This is a genomic window from Streptomyces sp. NPDC005808 (assembly GCF_042871385.1).
GTDB lineage: Bacteria > Actinomycetota > Actinomycetes > Streptomycetales > Streptomycetaceae > Streptomyces.
This window is the reverse complement of the sequence record NZ_JBIAIK010000001.1, coordinates 67,796-94,618: the sequence shown is the minus strand read 5'-3', so window position 1 is coordinate 94,618 and position 26,823 is coordinate 67,796. Positions and strand designations below refer to the sequence as shown.

General features: G+C 69.4%; 23 protein-coding genes and 2 pseudogenes. 1 reads left to right on the top strand and 24 read right to left on the bottom strand.

Annotation, left to right across the window (positions count from 1 at the left end):
* Positions 1-44 precede the first annotated feature (44 nt).
* Positions 45-1,169 carry an 8-amino-7-oxononanoate synthase gene (locus tag ACFYPC_RS00425; protein WP_388668344.1) on the bottom strand — a complete coding sequence of 375 codons (1,125 nt, stop codon included), beginning with the start codon at positions 1,167-1,169 and terminating at the stop codon, positions 45-47.
* 521 nt (positions 1,170-1,690) lie between these two features.
* Here ACFYPC_RS00425 and ACFYPC_RS00420 point away from each other — a divergent pair.
* Positions 1,691-2,297, top strand: a pseudogene (locus ACFYPC_RS00420) (transposase); the annotation flags it as partial.
* A 313-nt stretch (positions 2,298-2,610) separates the two neighbouring features.
* Here the strand turns inward: ACFYPC_RS00420 and ACFYPC_RS00415 are convergent.
* The 23 genes and pseudogenes from ACFYPC_RS00415 to ACFYPC_RS00305 all read right to left on the bottom strand — a co-directional run bounded on the left by ACFYPC_RS00415 (position 2,611) and on the right by ACFYPC_RS00305 (position 26,817).
* Positions 2,611-3,630 (bottom strand): aspartate-semialdehyde dehydrogenase, encoded by a 1,020-nt coding sequence (locus ACFYPC_RS00415; protein ID WP_388668341.1) that lies wholly within the window; start codon positions 3,628-3,630, stop codon positions 2,611-2,613.
* A gap of 16 nt (positions 3,631-3,646) precedes the next feature.
* Positions 3,647-4,153, bottom strand: a complete 507-nt coding sequence (locus tag ACFYPC_RS00410; protein WP_388668338.1) for a flavin reductase family protein — start codon at positions 4,151-4,153, stop codon at positions 3,647-3,649.
* Positions 4,137-5,432: a methylaspartate mutase gene (locus ACFYPC_RS00405; protein WP_388668335.1), complete on the bottom strand. Its 1,296-nt coding sequence runs from the start codon at positions 5,430-5,432 to the stop codon at positions 4,137-4,139. The genes ACFYPC_RS00410 and ACFYPC_RS00405 overlap by 17 nt, the downstream gene beginning before the upstream one ends.
* A 1-nt stretch (position 5,433) precedes the next feature.
* Positions 5,434-5,931 (bottom strand): cobalamin B12-binding domain-containing protein, encoded by a 498-nt coding sequence (locus ACFYPC_RS00400; protein WP_388668332.1) that lies wholly within the window; start codon positions 5,929-5,931, stop codon positions 5,434-5,436.
* Positions 5,931-7,223 carry an MFS transporter gene (locus ACFYPC_RS00395; RefSeq protein ID WP_388668329.1) on the bottom strand — a complete coding sequence of 431 codons (1,293 nt, stop codon included), beginning with the start codon at positions 7,221-7,223 and terminating at the stop codon, positions 5,931-5,933. The genes ACFYPC_RS00400 and ACFYPC_RS00395 overlap by 1 nt, the downstream gene beginning before the upstream one ends.
* Complete coding sequence (locus ACFYPC_RS00390; RefSeq protein ID WP_388668326.1) at positions 7,220-8,464, bottom strand: acetyl-CoA carboxylase biotin carboxylase subunit family protein; 1,245 nt, start codon at positions 8,462-8,464, stop codon at positions 7,220-7,222. The genes ACFYPC_RS00395 and ACFYPC_RS00390 overlap by 4 nt, the downstream gene beginning before the upstream one ends.
* A 39-nt stretch (positions 8,465-8,503) precedes the next feature.
* A complete protein-coding gene (locus ACFYPC_RS00385) occupies positions 8,504-9,577 on the bottom strand; it encodes an LLM class flavin-dependent oxidoreductase (protein WP_388668323.1) in 1,074 nt (357 codons plus the stop codon).
* 48 nt (positions 9,578-9,625) lie between these two features.
* Positions 9,626-10,873 carry an ATP-grasp domain-containing protein gene (locus ACFYPC_RS00380; protein WP_388668320.1) on the bottom strand — a complete coding sequence of 416 codons (1,248 nt, stop codon included), beginning with the start codon at positions 10,871-10,873 and terminating at the stop codon, positions 9,626-9,628.
* 9 nt (positions 10,874-10,882) lie between these two features.
* The gene (gene hypF / locus ACFYPC_RS00375) at positions 10,883-13,258 is read right to left on the bottom strand and encodes a carbamoyltransferase HypF (RefSeq protein WP_388668317.1); all 2,376 of its coding nucleotides are present in this window, start codon (positions 13,256-13,258) and stop codon (positions 10,883-10,885) included.
* 39 nt (positions 13,259-13,297) lie between these two features.
* The gene (gene hypE, locus ACFYPC_RS00370; protein WP_388668314.1) at positions 13,298-14,329 is read right to left on the bottom strand and encodes a hydrogenase expression/formation protein HypE; all 1,032 of its coding nucleotides are present in this window, start codon (positions 14,327-14,329) and stop codon (positions 13,298-13,300) included.
* Positions 14,326-14,913 (bottom strand): cysteine hydrolase family protein, encoded by a 588-nt coding sequence (locus ACFYPC_RS00365; protein WP_388668311.1) that lies wholly within the window; start codon positions 14,911-14,913, stop codon positions 14,326-14,328. Before ACFYPC_RS00365 ends, hypE begins: the two co-directional genes overlap by 4 nt.
* Positions 14,910-15,803: an EamA family transporter gene (locus ACFYPC_RS00360; protein ID WP_388668308.1), complete on the bottom strand. Its 894-nt coding sequence runs from the start codon at positions 15,801-15,803 to the stop codon at positions 14,910-14,912. The genes ACFYPC_RS00365 and ACFYPC_RS00360 overlap by 4 nt, the downstream gene beginning before the upstream one ends.
* A gap of 3 nt (positions 15,804-15,806) precedes the next feature.
* Positions 15,807-17,018 (bottom strand): hypothetical protein, encoded by a 1,212-nt coding sequence (locus ACFYPC_RS00355; RefSeq protein WP_388668305.1) that lies wholly within the window; start codon positions 17,016-17,018, stop codon positions 15,807-15,809.
* Positions 17,008-18,369, bottom strand: coding sequence for an aspartate aminotransferase family protein (locus tag ACFYPC_RS00350; RefSeq protein ID WP_388668303.1), 1,362 nt, complete (start codon positions 18,367-18,369; stop codon positions 17,008-17,010). Before ACFYPC_RS00350 ends, ACFYPC_RS00355 begins: the two co-directional genes overlap by 11 nt.
* Positions 18,370-18,793: 424 nt before the next feature.
* The gene (gene ectA / locus ACFYPC_RS00345; RefSeq protein ID WP_388668300.1) at positions 18,794-19,297 is read right to left on the bottom strand and encodes a diaminobutyrate acetyltransferase; all 504 of its coding nucleotides are present in this window, start codon (positions 19,295-19,297) and stop codon (positions 18,794-18,796) included.
* A gap of 197 nt (positions 19,298-19,494) precedes the next feature.
* A complete protein-coding gene (locus ACFYPC_RS00340) occupies positions 19,495-20,673 on the bottom strand; it encodes an ATP-grasp domain-containing protein (RefSeq protein ID WP_388668297.1) in 1,179 nt (392 codons plus the stop codon).
* Positions 20,674-20,683: 10 nt separating this feature from the next.
* Entirely contained in the window at positions 20,684-21,004 is a 321-nt protein-coding gene (locus ACFYPC_RS00335) for a terpene synthase family protein (protein ID WP_388669949.1), read from the bottom strand.
* A 19-nt stretch (positions 21,005-21,023) separates the two neighbouring features.
* Positions 21,024-21,179, bottom strand: a pseudogene (locus tag ACFYPC_RS00330) (terpene synthase family protein); the annotation flags it as partial.
* A 321-nt stretch (positions 21,180-21,500) separates the two neighbouring features.
* Entirely contained in the window at positions 21,501-22,874 is a 1,374-nt protein-coding gene (locus ACFYPC_RS00325; protein ID WP_388668294.1) for a cation:proton antiporter, read from the bottom strand.
* A gap of 106 nt (positions 22,875-22,980) precedes the next feature.
* Positions 22,981-24,180: an acyl-CoA dehydrogenase family protein gene (locus tag ACFYPC_RS00320; RefSeq protein WP_388668292.1), complete on the bottom strand. Its 1,200-nt coding sequence runs from the start codon at positions 24,178-24,180 to the stop codon at positions 22,981-22,983.
* Positions 24,177-25,778, bottom strand: coding sequence for an amino acid adenylation domain-containing protein (locus ACFYPC_RS00315; protein WP_388668289.1), 1,602 nt, complete (start codon positions 25,776-25,778; stop codon positions 24,177-24,179). Before ACFYPC_RS00315 ends, ACFYPC_RS00320 begins: the two co-directional genes overlap by 4 nt.
* A complete protein-coding gene (locus ACFYPC_RS00310; protein WP_388668286.1) occupies positions 25,775-26,539 on the bottom strand; it encodes a thioesterase II family protein in 765 nt (254 codons plus the stop codon). Before ACFYPC_RS00310 ends, ACFYPC_RS00315 begins: the two co-directional genes overlap by 4 nt.
* A gap of 11 nt (positions 26,540-26,550) precedes the next feature.
* Positions 26,551-26,817, bottom strand: a complete 267-nt coding sequence (locus ACFYPC_RS00305; protein ID WP_388668283.1) for a phosphopantetheine-binding protein — start codon at positions 26,815-26,817, stop codon at positions 26,551-26,553.
* Positions 26,818-26,823: the final 6 nt, after the last annotated feature.

The following is a 26,823-nucleotide window of genomic DNA, read 5'->3' as shown; positions in this document are numbered from 1 at the left end:
AGCATCACCGCCACGGGATGAGCGTCATCGAAGAGGACCGAGCATCATCGGGTTGAGCCGATCACCCGTACCGCGTGCTCGATCTGTGCGTCGGTGAGGTCCGCGCGTGCGGTCAGCCTCAGCCGGGAGATGCCGTCGGGCACGGACGGTGGGCGGAAGCAGCCGACAGCGAGTCCCGCCTCGCGGCAGTCGGCGGCCCACCGTACGGCCCGTTCGGGGGACGGCGCACGCACGGAGACGACGGCGGCGTCGGGTCGTACCGCTTCCAGGCCTTCGGCCGTCAGGCCGCTGTGGAGCGCCGTCGCGACCGTGCGGGCTCGTGCCGCACGCTCCGGCTCGCGGCGCAGCAGTCGCAGCGCCGCGAGGGCCGCGCCCGCCGCCGCGGGCGCGAGACCGGTGTCGAAGATGAAGGTGCGCGCCGCGTTGACCAGGTGGTCGATCACCGGTGCGGGGCCGAGGACGGCGCCGCCCTGGCTGCCCAGCGACTTGGACAGCGTGACCGTCACGACGACGTCCGGGGCGCCCGCCAGGCCCGCCGCCTGGGGAGCGCCCCGGCCGCCGTCGCCCAGCACGCCGAGTCCGTGCGCGTCGTCGACGATCAGCCCGGCCTCGAACTCCCTGCAGGCGGTGGCGAGAGCGGCCAGCGGCGCCGCGTCCCCGTCCACCGAGAACACCGTGTCGGAGACGGCGACGGCGGGTCCCTTGTGGGTGCCGAGCGCCTTGCGCACGGCGTCGGGGTCGGCGTGTGCCACGACCTGGGTGGTGCCGCGGGCCAGTCGGCAGCCGTCGATCAGCGAGGCGTGGTTGCCCGCGTCCGAGACGACGAGGGAGCCGTGCGGTGCGAGCGCGGTGACGGCGGCGAGGTTGGCCGCGTAGCCGGAGGAGAAGACGAGCGCGGACTGGAAGCCGCAGAAGTCGGCCAGCTCGCGTTCGAGTTCGCCGTGGAGCTCAGTGGTCCCGGTGACGAGCCTGGAGCCGGTGGCTCCGCCGCCCCACGTCCGCGCGGCTGCCGCGGCGGCCTCGGTGATCTCAGGGTGGCGGGCGAGTCCGAGGTAGTCGTTGCTCGCGAGATCGAGCAGCGGGGAGTGTGCGGGACGCGGGCGCAGGGTGCGGACGAGTCCGGCCCGACGGCGCGCCTGAGCCTGCTCGTCGATCCAGCCGAACGCCATGGGTCCTCCTCCGGACCGGAGGGACGGGTGCTGTGCCGCCGGTGCTCTTGTGGCCGTGGTTTTTGTAGGCAGTGCACAGACCCTAGCGGCCGCCCCGGCCACCCAGGATGTGGCAATACCCACACGTCGAGTTATCAAGCAGGGAATCAACGCAGGTCAGAGGCTATATCACACCCTAGACCGAAGGTCGTTTCTCACGGCCGCGTCCAGGGAAGGCAGCTTGTCGAGCACGTCACGGGCCGCCCCAAGGGTCTTGGGGTTCTTTTTGATGTAGTGCTTCCTGGTCGTTGCTGCCGACGTGTGGCCGGCCCAATCCGCTAGGACCTGGTCCGGCGTTCCAGCATTGGCCAGCAGCGTGAGCGTTGCCGACCGAGCGAAGTACAGCCGGACCTTACGCAGACCCGTATCCGCTCATGAGCCGGTACGCGTAGCGCTTTCGCCGACCACACGCTCCCGGCGTCCGCGGCGTGCCGCACCATGAACGCGGTCACCTGCACGCCATCCAGCCGAGCCAGAGTGTCCGCATGAAGGAGCCCACCGGCGACCGCAGCGCACCCCGCTACAAGCCCACGCTCGTCGACCCCTACCGCGACCACCTGCCCACCCGCCGCGCACAGGACCCGGCCGTCCCCGTCCTCCAGCTCTTCCGGTAGATCAAGGAACTGGGCTACACGGGCAGCCTCAACCTGCTCTACCGCTACATCACCCAGGGCCGCGCCGAGGGCGACAAGCCGGTCACCACCCCGCAGCGCTTCACCCGCCTCCTGCTCACCCGCCCCGAGAACCTGCGCGACGACACCGCACTCCTGCGGGAACTCACCGAGGCCTGCCCCGAGATGACCGAACTCGCCCGCCTCACCAGCGAGTTCGCCAGCTACTCACCTCAGCCGAGGGCAATGACACCAAGCTCACCGACTGGATCACCACAGTCCGCGCCGCTGACCTGCCCCACCTGCACTCCTTCGCGAACGGCCTCGAACTCGACCGAGCCGCCGTCGACGCCGGACCCACCCTCCGGTACCACAACGGCCGCACCGAGGGCGGAAACACACGAACCAAGCAGATCATGAGGCCGATGCCCGGCCGAGCCGGGTTCCCCTGCTCCGCCACCGCATCCCCCTCCAGTGACCACACAGCGCTCCCCCGATCACGGGACAGAGCCGATTACAGGACAGAGCCGTTCGTTTGACAGACCCGTGCCCTGGCCGTCGCGCGTCTGGCAGTCGTGTCGTTGTCCCCGCCGGCGGGGTTGGCGTGGCCTTTTCTTCCGGCTCAGCGCCAAGAAGACGTGTTGGCGGTGCTTGATCGCCTGGTTCAGTGGACGCACGCAGCGATGCCCCGCTCCCGAGCCGATCAGTAGGCGGCCGGGGCCGCGCAGGCCGGAACCCGAGGCAGACTCAGGCCGGAAGTCGCTCCCCCACAGGCACTCGACGGGGCCGGCTCAAACGGCCGAAGTGGGGCCACCCGCAACGACGAGTTCGGCGATCTGCAGGGCGTTGAGCGCGGCGCCGATGCGCAGGTTGTCGGCGACGAGCCAGAACAGAGCCCGGGTCGGCCGCTCGGGGTCCACCCGGACGCGGCCGACGTGCACGTGGTCGGGGCGTGCCGTCACCGTCCGCGGAGTCGGCACCCGGTCCGTCCAGACCTCGGCCTCGGGCTGGGCCGCGAACAGTTTGGTCAGCGCCACGACATCCACAGGTCTTTCGCAGTCGACGACGACAGCCTCGCTGTGGCCGTTCTCGACCGGAACACGGACGCAGGTGGCGACCAGGTCGAGGCGGGGAAGGCCGAGGATGCGCCGCGACTCCTGCCGCATCTTCTGCTCCTCGAGGGTGAAGCCGTCGTCCTGGAACCGGTCAATGGCCGGGACCACGTTGAAAGGCAGCGGCTCGGGGAACCGCTCGGCGGCCGCGGGCAGGCCCGCGAGCACGTTCCGCGTTCCGTCGCGCAGCTCCTCGATGCCGCTCTGACCGCCACCGGAGGCCGCCTGGTAGGTCGCGACGGTGACCTGCCGCAACCCGTACTCCTCGTGCATCGGCCGCAGCAGTCGCACAAGCGGGATGGTGGAGCAGTTGGGATTGGCGACGATGCCCGAGACGGGCCGCTCGGCCAGCAGTGCGCCGTTGACCTGGGGAACCACCAGCGGGGAGTCCGGGTCCATCCGGAAGGCGTTGGTGTTGTCGATGACCAGGGCGCCGGAGGCAGCGGCCTTGGCCGCCCACCGTGCGCTCAGCGAGGTCCCGGCCGAGAAGAACGCGATGTCGGTGCCGGTGAAGTCGGCCGTGGCGAGATCCTCGACGACAGTGGTGAGGCCCAGCGCCGTGACGGTCGTACCGGCGGAGCGCTCTGAGGCCATCAACCGCAGTCCCGAGAGCGGAAAGGACCGCTCCTCGAGGAGGTGGAGCAGCGTACGGCCCACGGCACCGGTGCCGCCGACGATCGCTATACGAGGGGTGTTCACGCAGGGGTCCTTTCCCTCATGCGACAGAATCGGCGTACTGCGGCCGCCACACGCTGTAGCGGCCCTTGCGATAGAGCAGTGGTTCGCGCGGGAAGACGGCGGTGCCTTCCACTCTGGCGATGAAGAGCCAGTGGTCGCTCGCCTTGACCACGCTCTCGACCCTGCACTCCGCGTAGCCGAGGGCGATGCCGGCGAGCAGGGGTGCGCCTTCCGCGAGGGCCGACGGCTGCCACTCCACGCCCGCGAACTTGTCCGCGGCCTTGCTCGCGAACACCTGCGAAGCGCTCTGGCCGAGCGCGGAGAGGAAGTTGACGGCGAACGCCTGTGAAGAAACGATCGCCGGCAAGGTCCTTGACTCCTCGCCCACCGAGATGAGGAGCGTCGGCACGGCCGCCGACACCGCGCAGACCGAGTTGCTGGTGAATCCCATCGGCTCGCCGTCCGCCCCCATGGCCGTCACGATCGCGATCGGCGCCGGGAACGAGCCGAAGAGTTCGCTGAAACGCTCAGAAGCTACGGTCATTGAGTTCCTCCCCGGGGCGGCTCACGATGCGCCGCCCGGCTGGGCCGTTGTCGTAACGGTCAGCGACGTGGTTGAGCATTCTGTAGAGGTCGCCGGACCGCAGCGGTGCCACCTCGGCCTGCCGGGTCCGGCCGGAAATAGGTAGATTCCCGGCATTGCCCCACATGAGGGCCCCCCGCTCGTCGAGCGTGCAGGTCGCCTCGTGCCGGTTGTCGCGGTGCAGGCAGAAGGGAATGTCGAGGATTCCCGTCTCGAAGGCCCTGATCAGGGCCTTACCGACATCCGGATCGAGGTTGAGGACGGCGTCTACGATGCACCGCGCCTCCTCCAGGACCTCGGCGAAGAACGCTTCCTCCAGGGCCGGGGCGGCGTTCCTGGAGCCAGGCATCGCGGTGGCTGCCAGTCTGAGTGCCCGCACGTTCTCGGCCACACTCGGTATCTGCCATGCCTCCGAGACCGTCTTCACGATGAGGCGCTCACAACCCGTGTCCCGGGCCAGCCGCGCGCTGTCGCCGATCAGGGCAATCGCGCCGGCCGGAGTACGGGGGAAGAGGCCCATATAGGTGTAGAGCACCACGTGCCACGTGGCGTCCCCGAGGTACAGCCGGGCCAGTTCCCGCAGGGCGCGAAGAGCTCCGCGGTCCTGATCTCCGTGCGTTCCCTGCGCGTAGCTGAGCGACATGTACCGCACTCCGTGCTGCAGGAAGAACCGGCCCTCCAGGACGGTCATCGCCACGAGCAGGGAGGGCGGGCACAGTTGCCCCAACAGGCACCCACCGAAACTCTCGATGTGGCCGCGCTCGGTTTCGTTCGCCAGGAAACGGCACCCCTCGGCCCAGGCCTCCACCGCCTGGGCGAGCGGAAGCCTGCTGTAGGGCAGGCAGTAGGAGACGGGGCCGCCCTCGGTGGTGTCCAGGCCGGCCCGCACCAGACTCTCGATCACCTTCTGCGGGAGTGCCGTACCGTGCCGGACCTGGATGGGGAACGACGGGCCGTAGAGACCGTCCAGCATGTCGCGGGTCCGCTCGGGCCGGTGCGTGACGATGGGATAGCCGTTGAGCTCCTCTCCCTCCATCAGGCGTTCGAGGGGCCTGACATGGTCGCCGACGCGGGTGTAACTGTCGACGGTGATGGTGCCGACGGCCGGGATGCCGAGAGCGGCGACCTCACGGAGGCCGGCTCGCATCGTGTCGATCGTCCCGAAGCCCATGCGCGGCTGCACCACAAGCTCTCCCCGGCTGCGCGCCTCGGCAACGAACCGGTCCAGATATCCGGACACGTCAACGCCCTGGGCTGAGGTTCTTCAGGGCGTGCGCGGGGCCGTCCCACGGCGCGACCACCGGTGCGTCGGCCCGCCACGCCGAGAAACCGAACCGGACACCGAAGTCGAGCAGCGCACGGAAGCGGTCGACGGCGTCCTCCTCGATGAAGACGTCGGTGAAACCGTGCGCCAGCAGGTCGCGGCGGACGCGGTCGTTGTCCGAGGCGGCGGTGGTGAGCTTGCCGCCGACGACACAGGCCACGTCGAGACCGGCGAGGTGGATCCGCGAAAGCAGCTCACGCGCCCCGTGATAGCCGTGCCCGTTGACGCTCGACACCACGAGGAGATCCGGCCGGTACGCGGCGAGTTCCTCGACGACGAGGTCGGCCGGGGTGCAGGCCCCCAGGTTGTGGACCAGCGCTCCGTGTTCTTCGAGGACCTTTTCCAGGTAGATGAGATTCCAGAAGTGCGAATCCGATTCGACCGTCGTCAGGAGGCATCGGAAGCCGACGTCCATCACTCCACCCCCGCCGGCAGGGCCTCGCGTGCTGATGCGGCGAGGCCGAAGGCGCGGATAGTCAGCGGCAGCATGACCGCGCCGAACACGCTGAGCGCTAGCGCCAGTACGGCGACCAACCGTTGGGGTCCCCAGCTGGATCCGACGCCTGCCACCAGGAGGCCGCCGATGGGCAGGGACAGCAGGTTGAGGAGGTAGAAGGGCCCCATCACCTTGCCCAGGTGCTCCTGCGGTATGACCTTGATGCGCTGGGTGCGGTTGAAGATGTTGAAGTAGGTCACGCCGACCATCGCGGCCACGAACGCGGGCCCGTACAGCAACAGCGAGGGGGCGAACCCCAGCACGGCCAGGCTCACACATACGAGGGCGAGACCGAAGACGCCCAGCGCCCGCACCTCGATGTGCCGCAACAGGAACGGGACCACGAGGAGATTGACCGCTCCCAAGACGCCGACGCCGATGTTGAGCAGGGCATACGCGGACTCGGGCGCGTGGAACACGCCGGTGATGAGGGCCGCGTTGGCGCTGAGTACGGTGGCGAAGACCAGGTTGATCGAGAAGTTGAGGACGGCCAGCAGCACGATCGGCCGGTTGCCCACCAGCAGCGACCAGCCCAGCCGGAGCTCGGCCAGACTCTCCCGCGCGCTGCTGCCGCTGGACGCCCGTACCCCACGGGGCAGCGGCAGCCAGCAGGCCGCCGCCGCGAGGAACGCCGCGGCCGCGCAGGCGAGGAGCCCGAACTTCCCGATGAAGGCCACACCCAGCAGTGCGAGGGCGGGGCCCACGGCCATCGCCGAGACCTCCATGCTCTGGACCAGGCCCTGGGTCTTCGCCAGTTCTGTGCCCTCGGCCAGTTGGGGCACCACCTTCTCGATGGACATCCGTACCGGCGCCATCAGAAGGGAGAGCAGTCCTCCGGAGGTCATGAGGATCGGGGTCAGCAGGGACGGAGCCGCCAGGCAGCCGACGAGGGCGCCGACGAGAACCACGGCCCGGCCCGTGGAGACCAGGGAGAACAGCCGTGCGCCGCCGTCCCGGTCAGCGAGGAGTCCCGCGAACGGATAGGCCAGCAGAGCCGGGAGCCACTCGATGGCGTAGGCGAATCCGAGCGCGGAGACCTTGCCGGTGTCCTGGAAGATGATGAGTGGTACCGCGAACAGCACGATCTGTTCCGCGACGACACCGAGCAGCACACCGCAGCCGAAGAGGCGGCGCCCCAGTCGTTGTCGGCTGATCGTCGAATCGTGTGCCTTCTCGTCCGCGGTCTGATCCGCGGCGTGCGGCGCCGTCATTCCCGCACCGGTGCTGTCTCGATGCGGAAACCGGCGATGACCGTACGAATGTCTGCCTCCACCGCGGCCTCGTCGCCGACCAGGATGTATCGCCCACTGTGCACCGCGTCGTAGCTGCCGCCCGGTTGCATGACCTCGCCCGCGTCCGGCACCAGTTCGCGCCAGACCGTCGCGAGGGACTCGCGCGGGGACGTCACCGAGACCACCCGCGCCGGCAGCTCCCGCGGTTTCGGAATGATCAGCCAGCCACCCGACGGATCCCCGGCCCGGGGCGGAAGCGTCACCGTTCCCTCGCACAAGGCGTTCAGCCAGACCTGACAGAGGTTGACTCCGAAGAGACGGTGCGTGAGGTACGGAACCTCCGCTCCGCCGATGCGGCCGGCGACCTCCAGGAAGACCAGCTCTCCGGTCTTCGTGACGAAGAGTTCGAGGTGGAACGGCATCGACTTCATGCCCAGGGCCGACACGCATGTGCGGGCGAACTCCTCGATACGCGTCCGTAGTTCGGAGGACTGCATGACCACCGAGCCGAGCGGCTCACCGCCGGCTTCGAACGACAGGCAGTCGTTGATGTAACGGGACACCGACTGGAACGGGATCTGGGACTCGTTGTCGGCGAATCCGTCCACGTGGTGGATGGTCCCCTCGATGAACTCCTCGAGCTCGTAGTCGTCCGAATCGACTGCCTCGAGCAACGACAGGAGCGCGGCTTCGTCGTCCACTTTGTGCACGCCGATGCTCGCCGCCCCGGCGACCGGCTTGAGGATCAGCGGGTATCCGACCGAGCGCGCGAAGGCGATGGCGGGTTCCGCGTCGCCGCACGGCACGAAACGGGGCACGCGCACCCCTGCCTTCGCGACGAGTTCCTTCATCGTCAGCTTGTTCCGGTAGACCGCCACGTCCTGGGGGCGCGGACCCGGGATGCCCAGAGTCTCGCGGACTTCCGCCGCGATCCCGAGCGTGAACTCCGACAGTGCGACGAGCTGGTCGACCCGCCCCACCTGGGCCTCGACCTCGCGCACCGCCCCGCAGAGCGCCTCGAAGTCGTTGACGTCCGCGATCTCCACGAGGCAGGCGATCTTGGCGGGCTCCGCGAGCACGCCGGTCGCACCGACCGCGTCGACGACGTAGCTGACCCGGTGCCGGTCGTGGTCGATGAACTCGTCGAAGCGGCTGAGCTCATGATCCCAGCGCCGCCCGTCGGAGAAGCGCGGCCAGCGGTTGATGACAACAATGTGCATGAGCTGTTCCTCAGCCTTCACTGCGGGGATGAACGGGGTTCACGACAGGGACGTCCCGGACTCCGCACTCTCGAGGTCTCGGATCAGAGGCACCACGTGGGTGAAGAAGTTGCGCATCTCATCCCGGGTGGGCCAGCCGGAGAAGATGAACTCGCTGACCCCCGCGGCCTTGTACTGGTGGATGTACTGGGCCACCTCTTCGTAGCTGCCGACGACGCAGAGCGCGGAACCACCGCGGTAGGAGACGGCACCGGTCCAGATGAAGGGCGACAGCCATTCACCGTCGACCTCATCGGCCAGCCGGTAGGAGGACTTCACCGCTTCGGAGTCCACCGTCGCCACGAAGTCCCGGATGTACGCTTCGTGCGCCGCGTCGGGGTCGCGCATCAGCTGGGCGAGTTCCGCGACCGCCTCGGCACGCGTGGCCCGGGCCAGGACATGCATCCTGGTGCCGACGCGGCGGCCGCCCTCGACGAGCGGCCGGCTCGCCTTGGCGATCCCCTCAGGGGTGTCCCCGTACCGCAGCCAGCAGTCACCGAGGGCGAGCGCCGTCTCCTGGGCCACCGCAGACGCGCCGCTGATGTAGATCTCAGGTCGGCCTCCGCCCTTGTAGCCGAGGCCGAGCTCCGCGTCCTTGATGGTGTAGTGCGCCCCGTCGTAGCTCAGGGGCGACTTGCTCTCCCAGAGCCCGCGGATGATCTCCAGGAACTCGCGGGTCCGGGCGTATCGCTGGTCGTGGCTGAGGAAGTCGCCGTAACCCGCCTGCTCGGCGGGCGAGATCCCCGCGACGATGTTGAGGGCTATGCGGTCGTCGGACATCCAGGACAGGGTGTTCACGACCTGCGCGAAGAGGGTCGGCGACAGCAGGCCCGGACGGTACGCGAGCATGAACTTGACCCGGTCCGTCACCTGCGTCAGGGCCCCCACGACGGGCAGCGGGTCGGGCAGGTAGTGGCCGATCCCCAGCAGCAGGCTGTCGACGCCGAGTTCCTCGGCCTCCTGGACGAAGTCGACGACCTGAACCATGTCGAGCGTACCGATGTTGTACTTGTCGGTGGGTTTTGCCTGACCCGTGTCCGGCGGCGAGCACCAGTGAATCCGCAAAGGGTCCATATTCCCCATCCTCGCTGTGCGTTGTTCGAATCCTTGGTCGTGCGGCTCTCAGTCGGTGAGCACGCGCACGCGTTCGCCGATCTCGGCCCAGCGCTCGTGCGCCTCGGCGGGTGATCCGGCCGTGAACACGACGACGGCCACCCTGCAGCGGTAGTCCGCCTCGTTCGTCCTGATGGCCGCGCCCGGTTCGATCAGAACCTGACCCGTCGTCACCCACGGTTCGGCGGTCAGCTCTTCCCAGCCCTCGAGCCGCGTGTACGCCCCTGATCCGCCCGCCGTCAGGAAGCGGATACCGGCCGCCGCGGCGGCCGGCTCCCGGAACGCGCCCAGACTGACCGGGTCGGACCCGGTGGCGGCCGCGAGGACCATCCTGGGCAGTACCAGCCCGGTGGCCGTCTCCATGAGTTCGGTGATCTTGTCGCCGGGGAGGCGGGCGGCAATCTCCATGAGCACCGGGCGGTTGTCACCGTCGAGGCGCAGCTCGCAGTGGAACGGTCCTACCGTGATTCCGACCGCCTTGGCGACACCGACCGCGTACTCGGTGATCTCGCGTCGGGTGTCCTCGTCCAGCGGGGCCGGAGTCAGATGCCCGATTTCCAGGAAGCGCGGCTCGGGACCGAGCAGCTTCCTCGTCACCGCCACGACGACGACCTCACCGTCGCGCACGTAGCCGTCGGCGCTGTACTCCGGGCCGGCCACGTACTGCTCCAGGACGGCGTCGGTGTCGAGCGGCCTGTCGAACTCGAGCTCGTCGTCGGCGTACATCGCGGCCAGCGCCGTGCGGGCCTGCTCCACCGTGTCGACGCGTGAGACATGGATGCTGCCGCCGGACTCGACGGGCTTGATGACGGCGGGAAAGCCCACGTACGCACAGGCGGCCTCGAGCTCCGCCGGGTCGCGGACCACGGCGAACCGCGGCACCAACAGGCCCGCGTCGGCGACCGCCTGACGCATAGTCGGCTTATACCGGACCCTGTCGACGGTGGCGGGGTCCAGGCCGGCCAGCCCGATCCGCCGTGCCAGCCGGGCGGCGGCCGGCACGTAGAACTCGCCGCCCGCGACAACGGCGTCGATCCTGTTCCGGCGGTGGGCCTCGTCGACCGCGGCCCCGAGTGCCTCGCTGTCGTTGGTGTCCACGGTGATGCTCTCCGTGGCGAGGGACCGCACGGTCTCGGCCACCACGCGGCTCCCGGCCTCGTGGGAGGCCACGAGGACGTCCCAGCCGAGGGCACGGGCGTGGGTGACATAGGCGATCGCGGAGAACGCGGGCTGCACCATCAGTACGCGATAGGACATGAACACTCCTCAGACTCTGCTGTCGGCCAGATGGCGTGCGGCTCGGCGGCGCTCCGCCTGTCTGGCGCTCGCCACCATGACCTGGCCCAGCGAGATGCCGCCGTCGTTGGTCGGGACGAGCCTGTGGCAGTGGGCGTCGAATCCGGCGCGGCGCAGAGCGACGAGACAGTTGACGAGCAGGAACTCGTTGAGGAACACGCCTCCCGACAACACGACCTGGCTGATCCCGCGCCGCTGCCGGACGGCCTCGCACTCGGCGACGACCATGTCCACGATCCCGGTGTGGAAGCGCCGGGACATCACGGCCTCAGGGGCGCCGGCCGCGACGTCGGCGGCGAGGGCCCCGATCAGCGGCCGCCAGTCCAGCTCCACCGCGCCCGTGCCGGGCTGCCGCAGCACCTGGTAGCCGTCCGACCGCTCCAGCTCCAGGTCGCGTCCGAGCAGGCCCTCGAGCTCGATCGGTCCCTGCGCCTCGTACTCGGCGTGGCTGCAGATCCCCAGCAGCGCCGCCGCGCCGTCGAAGAGCCGGCCCATGCTCGACGCGAGCGGCGAGTTGATGCCGCGCGCCGCCATGACGCTGTACACGGAACGCTGCTGCTCGTCGAGCACGCCCAGTGCGGGAAACGAGGCCACGGCCGCGTCCTTGCCGCCGAGCGCGTCCGCGGCGAGTGCGAATCCGGTGCGGACCGGCTCGCGTACGGCCTGGTCCCCGCCGAGGAGAGGCAGGCGGCGCAGGTGGGCGACCCGTTCCACCGCGCGGTAGTCCCCGAGCAGGAACTCCCCTCCCCAGATGGTGCCGTCCAGGCCGTATCCCGAGCCGTCGAACACCACGCCGATCGTGGTGCCGGTGAGCTGGTTCTCCGCCATGCAGGCGGACATGTGGGCGTGGTGGTGCTGAACCTCCTCGACGTCGCCGCCGTAGGTGTCCCGGGCGTACCGGGACGCCCGGAAGTCCGGGTGGAGATCGCACGCCGCGAGGCTCGGCGCGAGCTCGTAGAGCCGTGCGAGATGGTCGGCGGCCGTGCGGTGCGACTCGAAGGTCTCGTCGTTCTTCACGTCGCCGATGTGCTGGCTCATGTACACGCTGGAGCCGCGCGCCAGCGACACCGTCACCTTGAGTTCGGCACCCAACCCGATGACCGGCTCCAGGTCGGCCGGGACCTCCAGGGCGTACGGGGCGTAGCCGCGCGAGCGCCGCAGGAACGAGACCAGGGGACGGTCCAGGTCCGGGTGGTCCGAGGTGCGGACCACGGAGTCGTCCACCCGGGTCTCGATGTCGCGGTCGTGGTGGAGGACGAGATCAGCCACCTCGAACAGCCGGGCGAGGGCGTCCTCGTTGCGGAACTCGATCGGGTAGCCGGACACGTTGCCGCTCGTCATGACGAGGACGTCCAGGCCCTCCCGCTCGAGCAGCAGGTGGTGCAGCGGGGCCGACGGCAGCATGACGCCGAGACTGGGATTGCGGGGCGCCACGCTGTCGGGCAGTACGCCCTGCCGCTTGCGCAAGAGGACGATCGGGCGGGCATGGGAGAGCATGAGCTCGTCCTCGGCCGGAGTGTGCGAGGCGACCTTCTCGACCGACGCCAGGTCGCTCACCATGACGGCGAACGGCTTGCTGTCGCGCCGCTTGCGCTCGCGCAGCAGGGCGACCGCGTCGGCATTCCGCGCGTCGGCCGCCAGGTGGAACCCTCCGACGCTCTTGACGGCGACGATCCCGCCGCGCTGCACCACGTCCAGGGCCGCGTTCAGCGCGACGTCGCCCTCCCCCGCCACCTGTCTTCGGCCGTCCTGGTCCCGGACCGAGGCGGTGAGCCTCGGCCCGCAGTCGGCACAGGCGGTCGGCTGGGCGTGGTATCGGCGGTCCAGCGGGTCGCGGTACTCGGCGGCACAGGCCCCGCACATGGGGAACGACGCCATCGTGGTGGCCGCCCGGTCGTACGGAAGGCCACGGATGAGCGAGTAACGCGGTCCGCAGTGGGTGCAGTTGACGAACGGGTACCGGTATCGCCGGTTGGCCGGATCGCGCATCTCGGCAAGGCAGTCGTCGCAGACGTACGAGTCGGCCGGTACGACCGTGGTGGCCGTACCGGAGTTCTCGCTCTCCCGGATGACGAATGAGTCGGCCTGCTCCGGTGAGGGCGCCAGCCGTTCACGCACCGAGACCTCGCTCACCCGGGCGAGCGGGGGCGCCTCGGCCGACAGGGCGGCGGTGAAGGCAGAAAGGTCCGGCAGGCGTCCCTGAGCCTCCAGGAACACGCCTGCGCTGTCGTTGTTGACCCAGCCAGTGAGCGAGTACTCGTGCGCCAGCCGGTAGACGAACGGCCGGAAGCCGACGCCCTGGACCACGCCCGTCACCCGCACACACCACCGCTGTGTGCTCTCCATCGATTCCATGTCTCCCTCTCTCGCCCTACCCGGCCCCGCTCAGCAGAGCCTGGGCAGCTCGGCTCCGGCGAGTTCGGCGAGCGTCTCCCGCCGGCCGTCGGCGTTCAGCAGCTGGACTCGCGGCACCTCTTCGTGGGTGATCTCGCCGATCACCACGGCCTCGGCGCCGTACGGGTGGCTGCGCAGGGCCTCCATGACCGTGTCCACCGCCGACGGGGCGACGAACAGGCAGGCGCATCCCTCGTTCGCGGCGTTGAGCGGGCTGACGCCCAGCATGTCCATGGCCATCCGGGTCTCGGCCTGTACCGGGAGCGCCGGCTCGTCGACCAGTACGGTCCTGCCGAGCGAGGACGCGTACTCGTTGAGGACCGCGTTGAGGCCGCCGCGGGTGACGTCGCGGACGGAGTGCACTCCTTCCCCGCCGGTCGCCTCGAACACGGCCGCCAGCATCCCGTTCAGCGGCGCGCAGTCACTGAGCACCCGCTGCTCGAAGCCGAGGCCCTCGCGGATCGAGAGCAGGTGCACCGTGTGGTTCCCGATGGGACCGCTGAGGATCACCTTGTCGCCGGGTCGCACGTCCCGCATACGGAGCGGCGGACGCCGGAAGATCCCGACCCCGGTGGTGTTGAGGTAGATCTGGTCGGCCTCGCCCTTGCGTACGACCTTGGTGTCTCCGGCCACGATCACGACGCCGGCTTCCTTCGCGGTCTCGCGGACCGAGGTCAGAACGCGGACCAGCGTGGAGAGCGGCAGCCCGTCCTCGAGAATCATGCCGAGGGTGAGGTAGCGCGGCTCCGCGCCGGCGACGGCGAGGTCGTTGACGGTTCCGCAGACGGCGATCTTCCCGATGTCGCCGTTGCCGAAGAGGACCGGGTCGACCACGAAGGAGTCGGTCGTGATGGCGATCTCCGAGGAGTCCACGCGCAGGATCGCGCTGTCCTCCATCTCGCCGGTGTAGGCGTCGCCGAGGGTGGCCGCGATCAGCTCCACGAGCTCGCGGCTGCGGCGGGCGCCGGTGCCGTGGTCGAGGATGACGGTGTCCGTGTCGGTGATGACGGGCGCTGTGGTCACGGGGTCACCACTTCCTTGCGCGGGAGCTCGCCCCGGGCATCGAGGGTCTGCAGGATGCTCGCGGAGTCCGAGACCGTCGCGCAGTAGCCGTCCAGCCACTCCAGCGCGCGCTGACGGTCGGCTTCGTGCGCCGAGACGACGCAGTCGGAAGGAACCCAGACGTTGTAGCCCCGGAAGAACGCGTCGGCCGCCGTGGTCTGGACGCAGATCTGGGTCTGCATACCGGTGACGATCACGGTCGTGACGCCCAGCGCCTGGAGGCGGTCGTGCAGGTCCGTCTCGTAGAACCCGCTGTCCTTGTGCTTCTCGACGACGATGTCCGAGTCCGCGAGGAACTCGGCCATGATCTCCGCGCCCTGCGTGCCCTTCTCGACCGGCAGGTAGCCGTCGGCCCAGCGCTCGGCGTTCGGGTCGTCCGGCAGGTTGACTATCTGCAGGTGCACGACGTGGTGTCCCCGGTCCCGGATGCCCGTGAGGAACTCGGTGAAGCGGGGAACCGACTCCGTCACCGCGTGGAGGCGCTCCGGATTCTTGTTGACCAGCTCGTACTGCAGGTCGTTGGTGAGAACCGCTACTTTACTCATGACTGTGTCTCCATTAATCGATGAGCGGCAGGCACTTGCTGCCTGCGGTGGACACTGACCTGGTTCACACAGAGCCCGAGGATGAGCAGGCCGCAGGCGGCGGCCTTGGGCAGGGTGATCCGTTCTCCGAAGATCAACATCGACGAGGCCAGACCGAACACCGGGACCAGCAGGGTGAGCGGCGCGACACGGCCCGTTTCATACCTCTGCAGGAGTGCGTTCCAGACGGAATACCCGATGACCGTCGTGGGGTACGCGATGAAGAGCAGCGCGCCGAATGCGGTCCAGTCCATGGCCCGAACCGATGACTCGATCGATGTGTAGCCTTCGACGACGAGCGAGCAGGGCAGCAGGATCGCTGCCGGTATCGGGCTCGACCATACGATCAGCCCGAGGGGATCCGCGTGGTCCATCCTCTTGACGAGGACGTTGGCCGCTCCCCAGGACATCGCCGCACACGTGACCAGTAGCAGGCCGACGATCGTCACCGTTCCCTTGGTGATCCCGCCGACCATGACCACACCGGCGAACCCCAGGACGAGTCCCGCGACCTGGCCTCGTGTCATCCGCTCCTTCAGGAGCAGCGCGCTGAACGAGATCGTGAAGAACACCTGGAGCTGCAGTACCACGGAGGCAAGGCCGGGCGAGAGTCCGGCCTTGATGCCGAAGAAGAGCAGACCGAACTGACCTATCCCGAACGCCAGTCCGTAGCTCGCGAGTTGCCTTAGTGGGACCTGCGGGCGCCGGACGAAAAACACCGCCGGCAGGAAGCACAGCACGAACCGCAGGACCAGCAGGAACAACGGGTCGAAGGTCTCCTGCGCGATTTTGATCATCGAGAAGCTGAGGCCCCATACGGCTGTCACGATGAGGCCGAGGACGATCCGCATGCATTACTCCCGGGTGGCGGCCGTGAACGCGCCGGAGTCCGCCGTCGGGGCCGCCGAGCCTAGGAGCAGTCCGCTGTATCGCGAGCGCTCTTTGGACGGGGCCCGGGATTCGTCTCCGGCGTCGGGCACTCCGTACAGGTCCTCGTGTACGGAGCGGACGGTGCTGTCGACGTCCTCGCGGGCGACGAGTCGTCTCGTGGCGGTGCCGTCCGGCGCGACCACCGAGACCATGCCCAAGCCTTCGACGGGTTCCGCGTCCAGGCCCAGGTCCGCCAGTGAGCGTCCGGGTTCCTGTCCGGCGGGGAACGCCAACAGGGCGGTACCGTGCTGGTCGACGACGTGCGCCACGAGATTGGCCTCGCGCAGTGCCCGGACCGGCGCGTTGGCGTCGCTCGCGGCCGGCAGTCGGTACAACCGGATGCGCGCGTCGCCCACGACGGCGGTCTCGCCTGGTCCAGCGCCCACAGAGGTCCCCGGTGCGGCCTCCCCCGCGAGCGCCGCGGCAGTCCGCAGGCAACGGATCACGACCCCCTGCTCCTGTGCGTACCGGACCGCTCCCCAGTGCAGCACCTTCGCGCCCGACTCGGACATCTGACGGCACTGCCGGTACGTCAGCCGCGGCATCAGCCGGGCGGACGGCACGACATGGGGATCGGCCGTGAAGACGCCGGGTGTGTCGCCGTAGATGTGGCACTGCCCGGCCGACAGGCTGGCCGCGAGGGCGACGGCGGTGAGGTCGGAACTGTTGCGGCCGAGCATGGTGATGCGGTTGTCGTCGTCCATCGCCTGGCCGCCGGCCACGACGACCACCCGGTGCTCGGCGAAGGCGTCGCGGAGCGGGCGGGGATCGATGGAGACGATCCGGGCCTGGGTGGCCGCGTTGTCGCTGCGGATGCCCGCCTGCGGTGCCCAGAGGTCGGTGGTCCGGCAGCCGGCCGCGCTCAGCGCGGCGCGCAGGAAGCTCGCGCTGACCATCTCCGCCGTGGACAGAACCTGGTCCTGGACCTGCGGGTGGAGATCTGGATCGATGCTCAGCGCGGCTTCGAGCAGTCGTCCAGTGCTTCCGGACATGCCGCTCACCACGACGGCGATCCTGGCGTCCGCGGATGTGAGCATTCCGGTCACGTAGGCGGCGACGTCCGTGTAGTCCGACAGGTCGAGGAACGAGGATCCGCCGAACTTGAGGACCTGCACGGGGTGCGTGTCAGCGGTCAAGGTGTCCTCGCAGGGACTCGGCTGATTCAGCAACCTCACCAATCGCCGCGGCCAGGATGTCCAGGGCCTCGTCCGCCTCTTCCCTGGTCAGGTTGAGCGGGGGAAGGAAGCGGGCGACGCATCCGTCGCGTCCGGCGGGCTCGAAGATCAGACCCCGACGGAGCGCGGCCGTCCGGACCCGGTCGACCACCTCGCCGGCCGACCAGGAGCCGAGCGGCGCGAACTCGACGCCGAGCATCAGGCCCAGGCCACGGACGTCGCCGATGAAATCGTGACGCTCCTGCAGCCGGCGCAGGCCGTCCTTCATGTGGACCCCGACCTTGCGCACGTTACCCAGGACGTCATCGCGTTCCATCACCCGGATCTGCGTCGCGCCCGCGGCGAAGGCGAGCTGGTTGCCGCGGAAGGTTCCGGTGTGCGCGGCGGGCTTCCAGCCGTCGAGACGCTCGTCGAAGAGAATCACCGATACGGGATGTCCGCCGCCGAGCGCCTTCGACGAGACGACGACCTCGGGCTCGATTCCGTATTGCTCGAAGGCGTACCACGTACCGGTGCGGCCGCACCCCGTCTGCACCTCGTCGACGATCAGCGGAATATCGAGTTCGCGGGTCAGCTCTCTGAGCCGACGGACGAAATCGAGGCGCGCTGGAATGACGCCACCTTCGCCCTGGACCAGTTCCAGAATTACTGCGGCAGGTCTGGGCGTGCCTCCGCTCGGATCGTTCAGCATGTTCTCCAGATACTGGATGCAATTCACTGAACAACTCTCAGGCGACAGCCCGAGGGGACACTTGTGGCAATAGGAGTAAGGAAAGAAGGAGGAGATCGACGGATTGCCGGGAAGTTCCTTCGAGGCCCGCAGCCCGGTCAATGCCAGCGTGCTCTGCGTACTGCCGTGGAACCCGCCGTGGAAGGAAACGACACCGCTTCGTCCCGTGAACGTCTTGCATAGCTTGACCGCTGCCTCGACCCCGTCGGCCCCGGTCGGTCCGCAGAAGTGGATCTTCGTCTTGTTGCGCATCGCCTCGGGCAGCATCCGCAGGAGCTCGCGGGTGAAGTCCTGCTTCGCCGAGGTGGGAAAGTCCAGCCCGTGGGTGCTCACCTCAAGCTGCGCCTGCGCCGCGCGCAGCAGTTCGGGGTCGTTGTGGCCGAGCACCAGCACCCCGGCTCCGGTGAGGAAGTCCAGGAAGACGTTGTCGTCGACGTCGGTGAGGTAGGCGCCGTCCCCGTGACTGATGGCAATCGGCGTGAGCCGAGGATAGGCGCGCGCCGAGGATTCGACGGCCGCCTGTTCGGCGAGCAACCGCCTCGATGCCTCGCCGGGGATTTCAGTGATGACCCGTGCACTCATTCGGCGCCCGTCGCCCGCACGGGACCGCTGGCGGCAATAGGTGTCCGCGGCGCTAAATAATCCGGCAACGACGCCTCCCCGGTTGAATTTCTGATGCGCGGCGATGACGCTGCGCGACCTGGGCAGACCCCCTGCACCAGTGATCTTTTAGGAGAATACCGACCGCCGCCGACCTGAGCAACGATGACGGGCAGGTTTCCCAGATAGTGAGATCAGGATTCTGCATGCGGCCGGCTCCACGAAGGATGTCCCGTTTTGCCTGGCAGAAGCGAGAACAACTCTTCCATTTACGGGACGAATTTGATTGTCATACAACGGGGTCTTGTGCGGCCCTCAGTCGACATGTCTGTTTTCGCTTTCCTGTGACGGCGGGACGGGTGGCGGATGGGGTCCGGGACGAGCAGGAATCGGGCGCACGGCCGGATCAGCGGGACCGCGGGACGAGCGGGCCGATCCGGAAGAGCACCTCGGGGAGGTGACCGCCCTCGGGAAAGAGCTCGCTGCCGAAGAGCACCGTGCGGTCGACACCGGCCCCGTGCCGTTCCGCGAAGGACGTGAAGAGCCGGATCGAGGCGTCGTTGTCGGGGGTGATGGTGGTCTCGACACCCTCCAGGCCGCTGTCGGCGGCGACCCTCTCGGTAAGCGCGTCCAACAGCGCGGCGGCGATTCCCTGACCGCGATGCTCCCGGTCGACGGCGACCTGCCAGACGACCAGCACCCGCGGGTGGTCGGGCCGGACGTACCCGGTGACGAAGCCGACCGGCTCCCCGTCAGCACCGCGGGCCACCACGGATGTGGCGGCGAAGTCCCGGCACCACAGCAGGTAACTGTAGGACGAGTTCAGGTCGAGCGTCTTCGAGTCCCGGGCGATCCTCCAGATGGCCGCGCCGTCCCGGAGTGCCGGGCTGTCGATCTTTGCCGTGGTCATGCGATTCGAACCTCACGATCGAGTTCCCGCTCCGCTGTGGCCCCGTCATCTCCCGGCCCGCCCCCACGACGGCCGCACGGTCCGACGGATTGGACGCCAGGCCGACCCCGACCAAGCGGGGTTCCACCCGTACCCCCCGCCTCCGCGCCCAACGGGCCGACGAGACGGCGGGGTTCCGTGTCAGCGCGGGTTCGTCCCTAACGGGTCGTCACCTGGAGAGTGCGGCGCACGTCGTCGAGCGCGGCTTCGAGCGTCCGCGCGTCCGGCGCCTTCAACAGCACGTGCCCGACGCGTCCGGCCGACGACCGCAGCGGAGCGACGGCGTCGCCCGGCGCGACGCCCACCTCCGCCTCGACGACGCAAGGATGGTCCAGGACTTCGACCAGGCCCCGCACCTCGGCGACCGTTCCCGGCCGTGCCGAGGGCAGGTAACTCGCAGTGCGGCACAACGCGGCGGGAGGCTGCGGGAGTTCGCGGCCCAGTGCCAACCGGATGACCATCTCGTACCAGTCGATGCCGTAGGTCATCCCCAGCAGATCCATCAGGCGATCGCCCGGAGTGCGCACCGCCACCTCCATCACCGCCGGGCCGCTCGGCGTGAGCCGGAACTCCAGGTGGACGATGCCAGTATCCATCCCCATGGCGTCGAGAACGGCGGCACCGAGGCCGGCGACCTCCGCCCGGACCTCGTCGTCCACCTCGGCCGCCGTGCGGTGCGCCGTCTCCACGAAGTACGGCGGGCCGGTGGTCTCCTTCGCCGTCAGGTTGGCACACCACACCTTGCCCTCGCGGACGAGCGCCTCCCAGCTGTACTCCGGTCCGGTCACCGCGCGCTCCACCAGGAGCTTGCCCTCACCGTCCCGGCGCGCTACGGCTTCGTCGTACGCCGAAATGTCCGCCACGAGTTCCACGCCCGCACTGCCGGCGGAGGACAGCGGCTTGACCACCACCGGCATGCGCCCGGCGGCCCAGCCCCTGGCATCCCCCAGTCGCTCGGCTACCAGGAACTCCGGCTGGCCTATCCCCGCCGCGGCGAATCGGGCCCGCTGCAGCGCCTTGTTGCGCGACAGTACGGCAGCCTTCAACGTGGGCCCAGGCAGGCCGAGTTCATCCGTCAGGAGCGAGGCGGCCAGCACATGCGGTTCGCTGAAGGCGACCACACCGTCGGGCGACGCCGCACGCGCCGCCTCGCTCACCGCCTCGTACCACGCCTCGTCCGACATACCCCGGCACACCGTGACCTCGTCGACGCTGCCGGCCAGCGCCTCAGCCTGCGGCTTCGTCTCCACCACATGGAGCCGTACCCCGAGTCGCCGGGCCGCCGCGACATACGGCCGCCCCGTCAGCCCCACACCCACCAGCAAAAGCCTTTGCATCAACTACCCCTTACATCATGCCAAGTTCACGGCCACGGACGTTACACCGGCTCCGAGACCCCGACCCCGGACACCGCGGCCTGAGATGGCGCTCGGTGCTCACTCGCTCGTACGGGTCGCAGGACAGGCGTTCACAGACGGCGGGTGTCCCTGCCGCGAGACGCTGAAATTCCTCCGCCAGCCGACCGACCCCGTGGCGTATCCCGTCGATCACCTGCTCGTGACTGCGTCCGCTCGCGGCCTCGAGAACGAGCACCAGGTTGGGAATGTCTCCGCGGGCCTCTTCGCGCTCGACGCCATGGACATCGTTGCAGTGGGCGAGGATGTCCATGGCGTCGAGATACACGTACCGCCGTGGTCTCCCGGCGCAGGGCCACATAGCCCTCCAGGCCGGGGACGGTGCGGGAACGGCGGGCGTCGGCCTCCGCGAGGAGAGACCGAAGGAAGCGAGCCCAGTTGCGGGCGGCCCCCCGTCGGCTGGAGCAGTCCGTGCCCGACCGGCCCAGTCCACGCCTCTTCGTCGAGCCTGCTCGACCGCAGCGGCTACCGGTCGCGGCGCGGTGAAGGGGAAAGGGAAAGGGGAGTCGACGTCCGTGGGCATGTGCTTCGGTCCTTCCTTTCGCTTACCGGGGGTGCCTCGCCAGGCCACCGGATGGGGCAGCGTCCGCAGGTGCCGGTGGCGAGCGTCGTGAGGAGGAGGAGGATTTCGCGTCATGGGCGGGGCCCGGCGCCGAGGAACCGAACCGCGGGGGGTGACATGCCGCATGGGGAGCGGCCGAAGCCAAGGTCGCGCACCGTGTCGACCACGCGTGGCAGCCGGCCGGGGCTCAGGCGCGCGGCGCGAGCTCCCCGGCCGACGGTTCGGCCGGGGCCGGTTCACGGCTGTCGCTGCGGCCCGGCCCGGTCGCTTTGAGCAGGCGCAGCAGGGGACTCGTCATCACGGTGGTGCCCAGCGCGACCAGGGTGAGGATGGCGAGCATCTTGGCATCGATGATCCCCGCGTCGTATCCGATCTGGATGACGATGAGTTCCGTCAGGCCACGGGCGTTGAGCAGGACCCCGAGAACGAGCGCGGGCCGCCGCTCCATTCCGGTGAGCCAAGCGCACAGGCCGGGCCCGGCGATCTTGCCAACGGCGGCCAGGACGAGCAGCCCGAGGAAGACCAGGATTGTCCCGCCGTCCCAGTGCAGGGCGCTCAGGTCGGCCGTCAGCCCGAAGCCGAAGAAGAAGAACGGCAGCAGCACGGTCTTGGCCGTGCCCGTCAGTCGCTCGGCGACGGCCGCCCCGCGGACCGGCCAGGCCAGGCCGACCAGCAGGGCGCCGATCAGCTGGTGCAGACCGATCACGGCCGTGAGCGTGGCCGCTCCGGCGACGCCGCCGACGAGGAGCACCCCGGTCGCGGCGCCGCCGCGCTGGTCTCGACCGGCCCAGCGGGACAGCAGGCGTTTGACGGGGCCCAGGAACACCGCGGCCATGACGACGGCGACAAAGCCGTTGAGCAGCAGAGCAGTGGGGTCGGAGCCATGGGCGACGGCCAGGATCGCCGCGAGGATCAGCCAGCCGATCCCGTCGCCCACAGCCGCCGCGAAGAGACTGAGCCGTCCCGCCTCGGTGCGTGAGATCCCGAGGTCGGCAAGAATTCTGGCGAGGACGGGGAAGGCCGTGATGCTCAGGGCGCAGCCGATGAACAGGACGAAGGCCATGTCGCCGTTCCGCCCCGCGTAGCGTTCGGCAAGCGGTACGGCGACGGCCGCGCCCAGCGCGAACGGCACCAGTACCGAGGCTTGGCTGACCAGGAGGGCCCGCGTCGCCGCGCCCCGCAGGCGCATGCCGGCGAGTTCTTGGCCCACTCCGAACATGAAGAGGATGAGGCCCAGTTGGGCCAGTCCCTCCATGGGTTGGCGGCTGTCGGTCGGGAACAGCCAGGCCATGGACCCGGGCGCCAGGTTGCCGAGCAGTGACGGCCCCAGGGCGAGGCCGGCGAGGATCTCACCGATCACGCTGGGCTGGCCGAGTCGGCGGGCGAGTGCGCCGCCGAGGTGGGCCGCGGCCAGGACGACGACGACGGCGAGGAAGAAGTGGCCGGTGGCGCCCAGCTTCGGCGCGCTGCCTGCTCCCGTCGCAGTTTCGGGGCCGGGCAGGCCCACGGCGATGGCGGCGACGACAGCGATGGGGATGACGGCGGTCACCACGACAGCCACGGCCAGGCCCCGGCGCGGTTTCGATCCCGGGCTGTCGGTTCCGTTCGGATCTGCCGTCGGTGCGGAAGCGCCGGCGGGCACAGGCATGGTGCTTTTCCCCGCCATCTCAGCTCGCCTCGAAAATCATGTCACGCATGAGCTCGCTGGCCCCTGCCGCGATGGTTCCGGCCGTCGCGTCCCGGTGCAGACGCGCCACGGCGGACCCTTCGAGGTACCCTTGCGCGCCGTGGTACTGGGCGCACACCTGGGCCGCGGCCAGCGCCAGTTCGGTGGAACGCAGCTTCAGGACCGACGCCGTGCAGGTGTCGAGACGGCCCTTCGAGTGCAGCCAGGCCGCGTGGAAGGCGTATCGACGCACCATGTCGAACTCTCCGTACAGCTCACCGAGACGGTGCCGTACGGACTGGTGCGAAGCCAGGGGCACGCCCTTGACCCTGCGGGCGCGGACATGCTCGTCGAGCAGACGCAGGGTGTGCCGTACGCCGCCGACCGCCAGCAGTCCCGCCACCAGCCGTTCGAAGTCCAGGGCGCGCATCACCTGCATCAGCGCTCGGTCCCGTCGGCCGAGCAGGGCATCGGCGGGGACCTCGACCCCGTCGAACGTGATCTCGGTGATGTCGGCGGCGCGCCAGCCCAGCATCGGCTGCGGGCGCCGGGTGATCCCAGGGCTGTCGGCGTCGACGAGCAGCATGCTCGCCCCCGTCAGCCCGTGCTCCGCCCCGGCGTCCGGGGCGGGCCGGCGCGTGCGGGCCAGCACGACGAGCAGACCGGCGCCCATGCCGTTGGCCACATAACTCTTGTGTCCGTCGAGCACGAAACCCGCGGCGGCGTCGGAGCCGCTCGGCGCCGCGTAGGTCCGCAGACCGCGCAGATCCGATCCGGCCCCGGTCTCGCTGATGGCCAGTGCGGTGATGCGCTCGCCACGGTGGGCGGCGGGCACATGTGCCGCCTGCTGTTCGGGAGTGCCGAACAACAGGACGTAGGAGAGTGCCATGTATGCGTGGACTCCGATGGAGGCCCTGATCCCGGCGTAGCCGGTCGAGCCCAGTTCCTCGAGCAGCACAGCGCTGCGCAGGAAGTCCTCGCCGGTGTGACCCACGTCCAGGAGGCCGGCCGCGCCGAGTTCCTTCCAGGCGTCGGCCGGGATGCCGTGCTGCTCCTCCCAGGCCTCGGCCCGGGGCAGCACGCTCTCGACGATGCGGGCGCGGATCCGGGCGCGGAACGCGTCGTGGTCCGAGCCGAAGAAGGGGAATTCCAGGGCCAGTTCCCGGTCGGTGGGCCGGCGACCGGTGAGCGAGGTACTCATGACGACGCTCCTGCGGGAATCGTGAGGGGTTGGTGAGCGGCGAGCAGGGTGCGCCGGTCCACCTTGCCCGTGGCGGTCAGTGGTAGTTCGGCACAGAACCGGATGACGGGTGGCACCATGTAGGCGGGCAGGATGCCCCGCAGGTGCGCGCGGATCTCCTCGGGGTCGCGGTCCACGGTGTCGGGTACCGCGAAGGCGATGATCTCTTGTCCGCCCTGCGTGTTCGGCCTGGTGGTGACAAAGCTCTGGCGCACGGCGGGGTGCGTGTCCAAGTGGTAGGCGATTTCGCCCAGTTCGATGCGGAAGCCGTTGACCTTCACCTGGTCGTCCAGCCGGCCCTGGAACATTAGGTGACCCTGCTCCGAGAGGCGGGCGCGGTCGCCGGTGCAGTAGAGCCGTTCGCGGACCCCGCCGATGTCCGCCTCCACGAACTGGCGCGTGTTGGTCTCCGGCAGCCCGAGGTAGCCCGGGGACAGACCGGGTCCGGCGAGCAGGAGCTCACCGGTTTCCCCCGGTTCGCACAGCCTGCCGTCATGGACCACGTAGGCGCGGGTGTTCTGGACAGGCCGGCCGATGGGGAGGCTGGACTCGTCCGGGTGGAGCGTGCGGACCGGGTGGTAGGTGGCGAAGGTGGTGCACTCGGTGGGCCCGTAGACACTGACGATCCGATCAGCGCCATACGCGCGAAGAGCGGTGGCCATGTGGGACAGGGAGTGCGCCTCGCCGCCGGTCAGCAGCGTGGTGACGCTGTCGAGAGTCTCCGGGGCCTCGTCGACGACGGTATTGAAGAGGGCGGTGGTGAGGAAGAGTACGTTCACCCGGTGCTCGGTCAGGACACGGCGCAGTCGGCCGAGCCGGACGAAGGAGTCCGGGTACAGCACGCACGTGCCGCCGTTGAGCAGCGCACCCCAGATCTCGAAGGTTGCCGCGTCGAAGGAAGCTGGTGCCAGCTGGAGAAGGACGGTGTCCCCGTCCAGCCGCGCGTAGCGGGCGTTGTGGACGAGGCGGACGATGCCACGGTTGCGTATGGGGACGCCCTTGGGGACACCCGTGGAGCCGGAGGTGAAGTTGATGTACGCGATGTCGTCCGGGGAGCCCTGGTACGACGGCGGCTCCCGCCGTTCGGTCAGCGAGCCCAGTTCGACCGGGACGACGGTCCGGCCCGGCAGCCGGATGCCGACGGCGCCGGTGTCGGCGGCGCGGGTGAGGACATGGCTGCTGCCGGTGCATTCCAGCAGAGTGCCCAGTCGGCCGTCCGGCCAGGACACGTCGGCGGGAAGGTAGGCGGCTCCGCACTTGGCCGCGGCCAGCAGCGTGACGATCAGCTCTGCCGAGCGGGCGATGAGTACCGCGACGGTGTCGCCGGGGCGGACACCCGCGTCTTCCATCCGCGCGGCGAGGTCGTTCGCGAGCCCGTCCAGCGCCCGGTAGGAGAGACGGCCTTCGGGATGGACGAGCGCCGTCGCGGTGGGGCGTCGGGCCGCCTGGGCCTCGAACAGCTCCTTGACCGAGAGTTCGGGGTACGGGGTGGTGGTGCCCTGGTTGAGGGCACGGTGCGCCGCCAGGGCAGCGGCAGTGGCGCGGTGTGGTGTGGTCATGAGGGTCCCCCCAGCCTCGTGTTGATTGCTTCCAGCAGTCGTTCGCGGTGCGTGTCCAGGAAGAAGTGCCCCCCGGGCATCTCCACCACTTCGCAGTCGCGGGTGCTGTAGAGCTTCCAGTCGCGCATGGCGGCGTGTCCGTCGACAGGGTCGTCGCGTCCGTGGAGTGCGGTGATGGGCACGTCCATACCGCGGGCGCCATGGCGGTCGCCCCAGAGCTCCGCCAGCCGCATGTCGGCCCGCATGGTAGGCAGGAACAGCCGCATCATGGCTTTGTCGTCGAGGATTTCGGCGGGTGTGCCGCCCATGCCGCGGACCGCGTCGAGGTAGGCGTCCTGCGGCAGTTCGTGCAGATAGGGGCGCACCTGCGGGAAGTTGGGGCTGCGGCTGCCCGACACGAACAGTCGCCGGGTGGTTCCCTTGTACATCCGGGCGGCCAGGTGGGTCATCTCGTAGGCTAGCCGGCCTCCGAAGCTGTGTCCGTAGAAGGCGTGCGGTGCGCTGAGCAGGTCGCCTGAGCACAGTGCGGTGAACGTGTCGGTGAGCAGGGCCTCCCAGTCTTCGTACATCGGCTCACGGAGCCGGGGTCCCCGGCCGGGCAGCCTGACAGCGACCAGTTCCACTCCGTCGTCCAGACCGGCCGCCCAGCTCCTGAAGAGGTCGGGGCCGCCCCCCGCGTACGGGAAGCAGATCAGCCGGATGCGGCGGGTTCCCACCGCGGGCCGGAGTACCGGCGTCCAAATGCCGCTGTCGGGCCGCACGGCCGGCTCCCTCAGCCCTGGATTTTCTGGAGGATCGACGCGGCGACGTCGCGGACGGCGCCGCGGGCGAAGAGGTCGTCCGGGGACAGGGCGTCCTCGCCGAAGGCCTCGTCCGCCTGGGCGATCAGGCGTATCGCGGTCAGTGAGTTGCCGCCGGCCTCGAAGAAGTCGTCATCGGCGTTCTCCACGGCGAGACCGAGGTCCCGGCAGGTGGTGAGGACCCACTGCTCCAGATCCTGCTGGGTCGGGGTCCGCGTGCTCTGGGCGTCGTTCGACACGGTGGC

Coding starts and splice junctions, on each gene's coding strand:
- ACFYPC_RS00390 (WP_388668326.1), bottom strand. CDS start 8,464: ATGCACATTGTTGTCATCAACCGCTGGCCGCGCTTCTCCGACGGGCGG.
- hypF (WP_388668317.1), bottom strand. CDS start 13,258: ATGGAGAGCACACAGCGGTGGTGTGTGCGGGTGACGGGCGTGGTCCAG.
- ACFYPC_RS00385 (WP_388668323.1), bottom strand. CDS start 9,577: ATGGACCCTTTGCGGATTCACTGGTGCTCGCCGCCGGACACGGGTCAG.
- ACFYPC_RS00380 (WP_388668320.1), bottom strand. CDS start 10,873: ATGTCCTATCGCGTACTGATGGTGCAGCCCGCGTTCTCCGCGATCGCC.
- ACFYPC_RS00395 (WP_388668329.1), bottom strand. CDS start 7,223: ATGACGGCGCCGCACGCCGCGGATCAGACCGCGGACGAGAAGGCACAC.
- ACFYPC_RS00410 (WP_388668338.1), bottom strand. CDS start 4,153: ATGACCGTAGCTTCTGAGCGTTTCAGCGAACTCTTCGGCTCGTTCCCG.
- ACFYPC_RS00315 (WP_388668289.1), bottom strand. CDS start 25,778: ATGACCACACCACACCGCGCCACTGCCGCTGCCCTGGCGGCGCACCGT.
- ACFYPC_RS00360 (WP_388668308.1), bottom strand. CDS start 15,803: ATGCGGATCGTCCTCGGCCTCATCGTGACAGCCGTATGGGGCCTCAGC.
- ACFYPC_RS00365 (WP_388668311.1), bottom strand. CDS start 14,913: ATGAGTAAAGTAGCGGTTCTCACCAACGACCTGCAGTACGAGCTGGTC.
- ectA (WP_388668300.1), bottom strand. CDS start 19,297: ATGACCACGGCAAAGATCGACAGCCCGGCACTCCGGGACGGCGCGGCC.
- ACFYPC_RS00335 (WP_388669949.1), bottom strand. CDS start 21,004: ATGGACATCCTCGCCCACTGCAACGATGTCCATGGCGTCGAGCGCGAA.
- ACFYPC_RS00400 (WP_388668332.1), bottom strand. CDS start 5,931: ATGGACGTCGGCTTCCGATGCCTCCTGACGACGGTCGAATCGGATTCG.
- ACFYPC_RS00340 (WP_388668297.1), bottom strand. CDS start 20,673: ATGCAAAGGCTTTTGCTGGTGGGTGTGGGGCTGACGGGGCGGCCGTAT.
- ACFYPC_RS00425 (WP_388668344.1), bottom strand. CDS start 1,169: ATGGCGTTCGGCTGGATCGACGAGCAGGCTCAGGCGCGCCGTCGGGCC.
- ACFYPC_RS00350 (WP_388668303.1), bottom strand. CDS start 18,369: ATGAGTGCACGGGTCATCACTGAAATCCCCGGCGAGGCATCGAGGCGG.
- ACFYPC_RS00320 (WP_388668292.1), bottom strand. CDS start 24,180: ATGAGTACCTCGCTCACCGGTCGCCGGCCCACCGACCGGGAACTGGCC.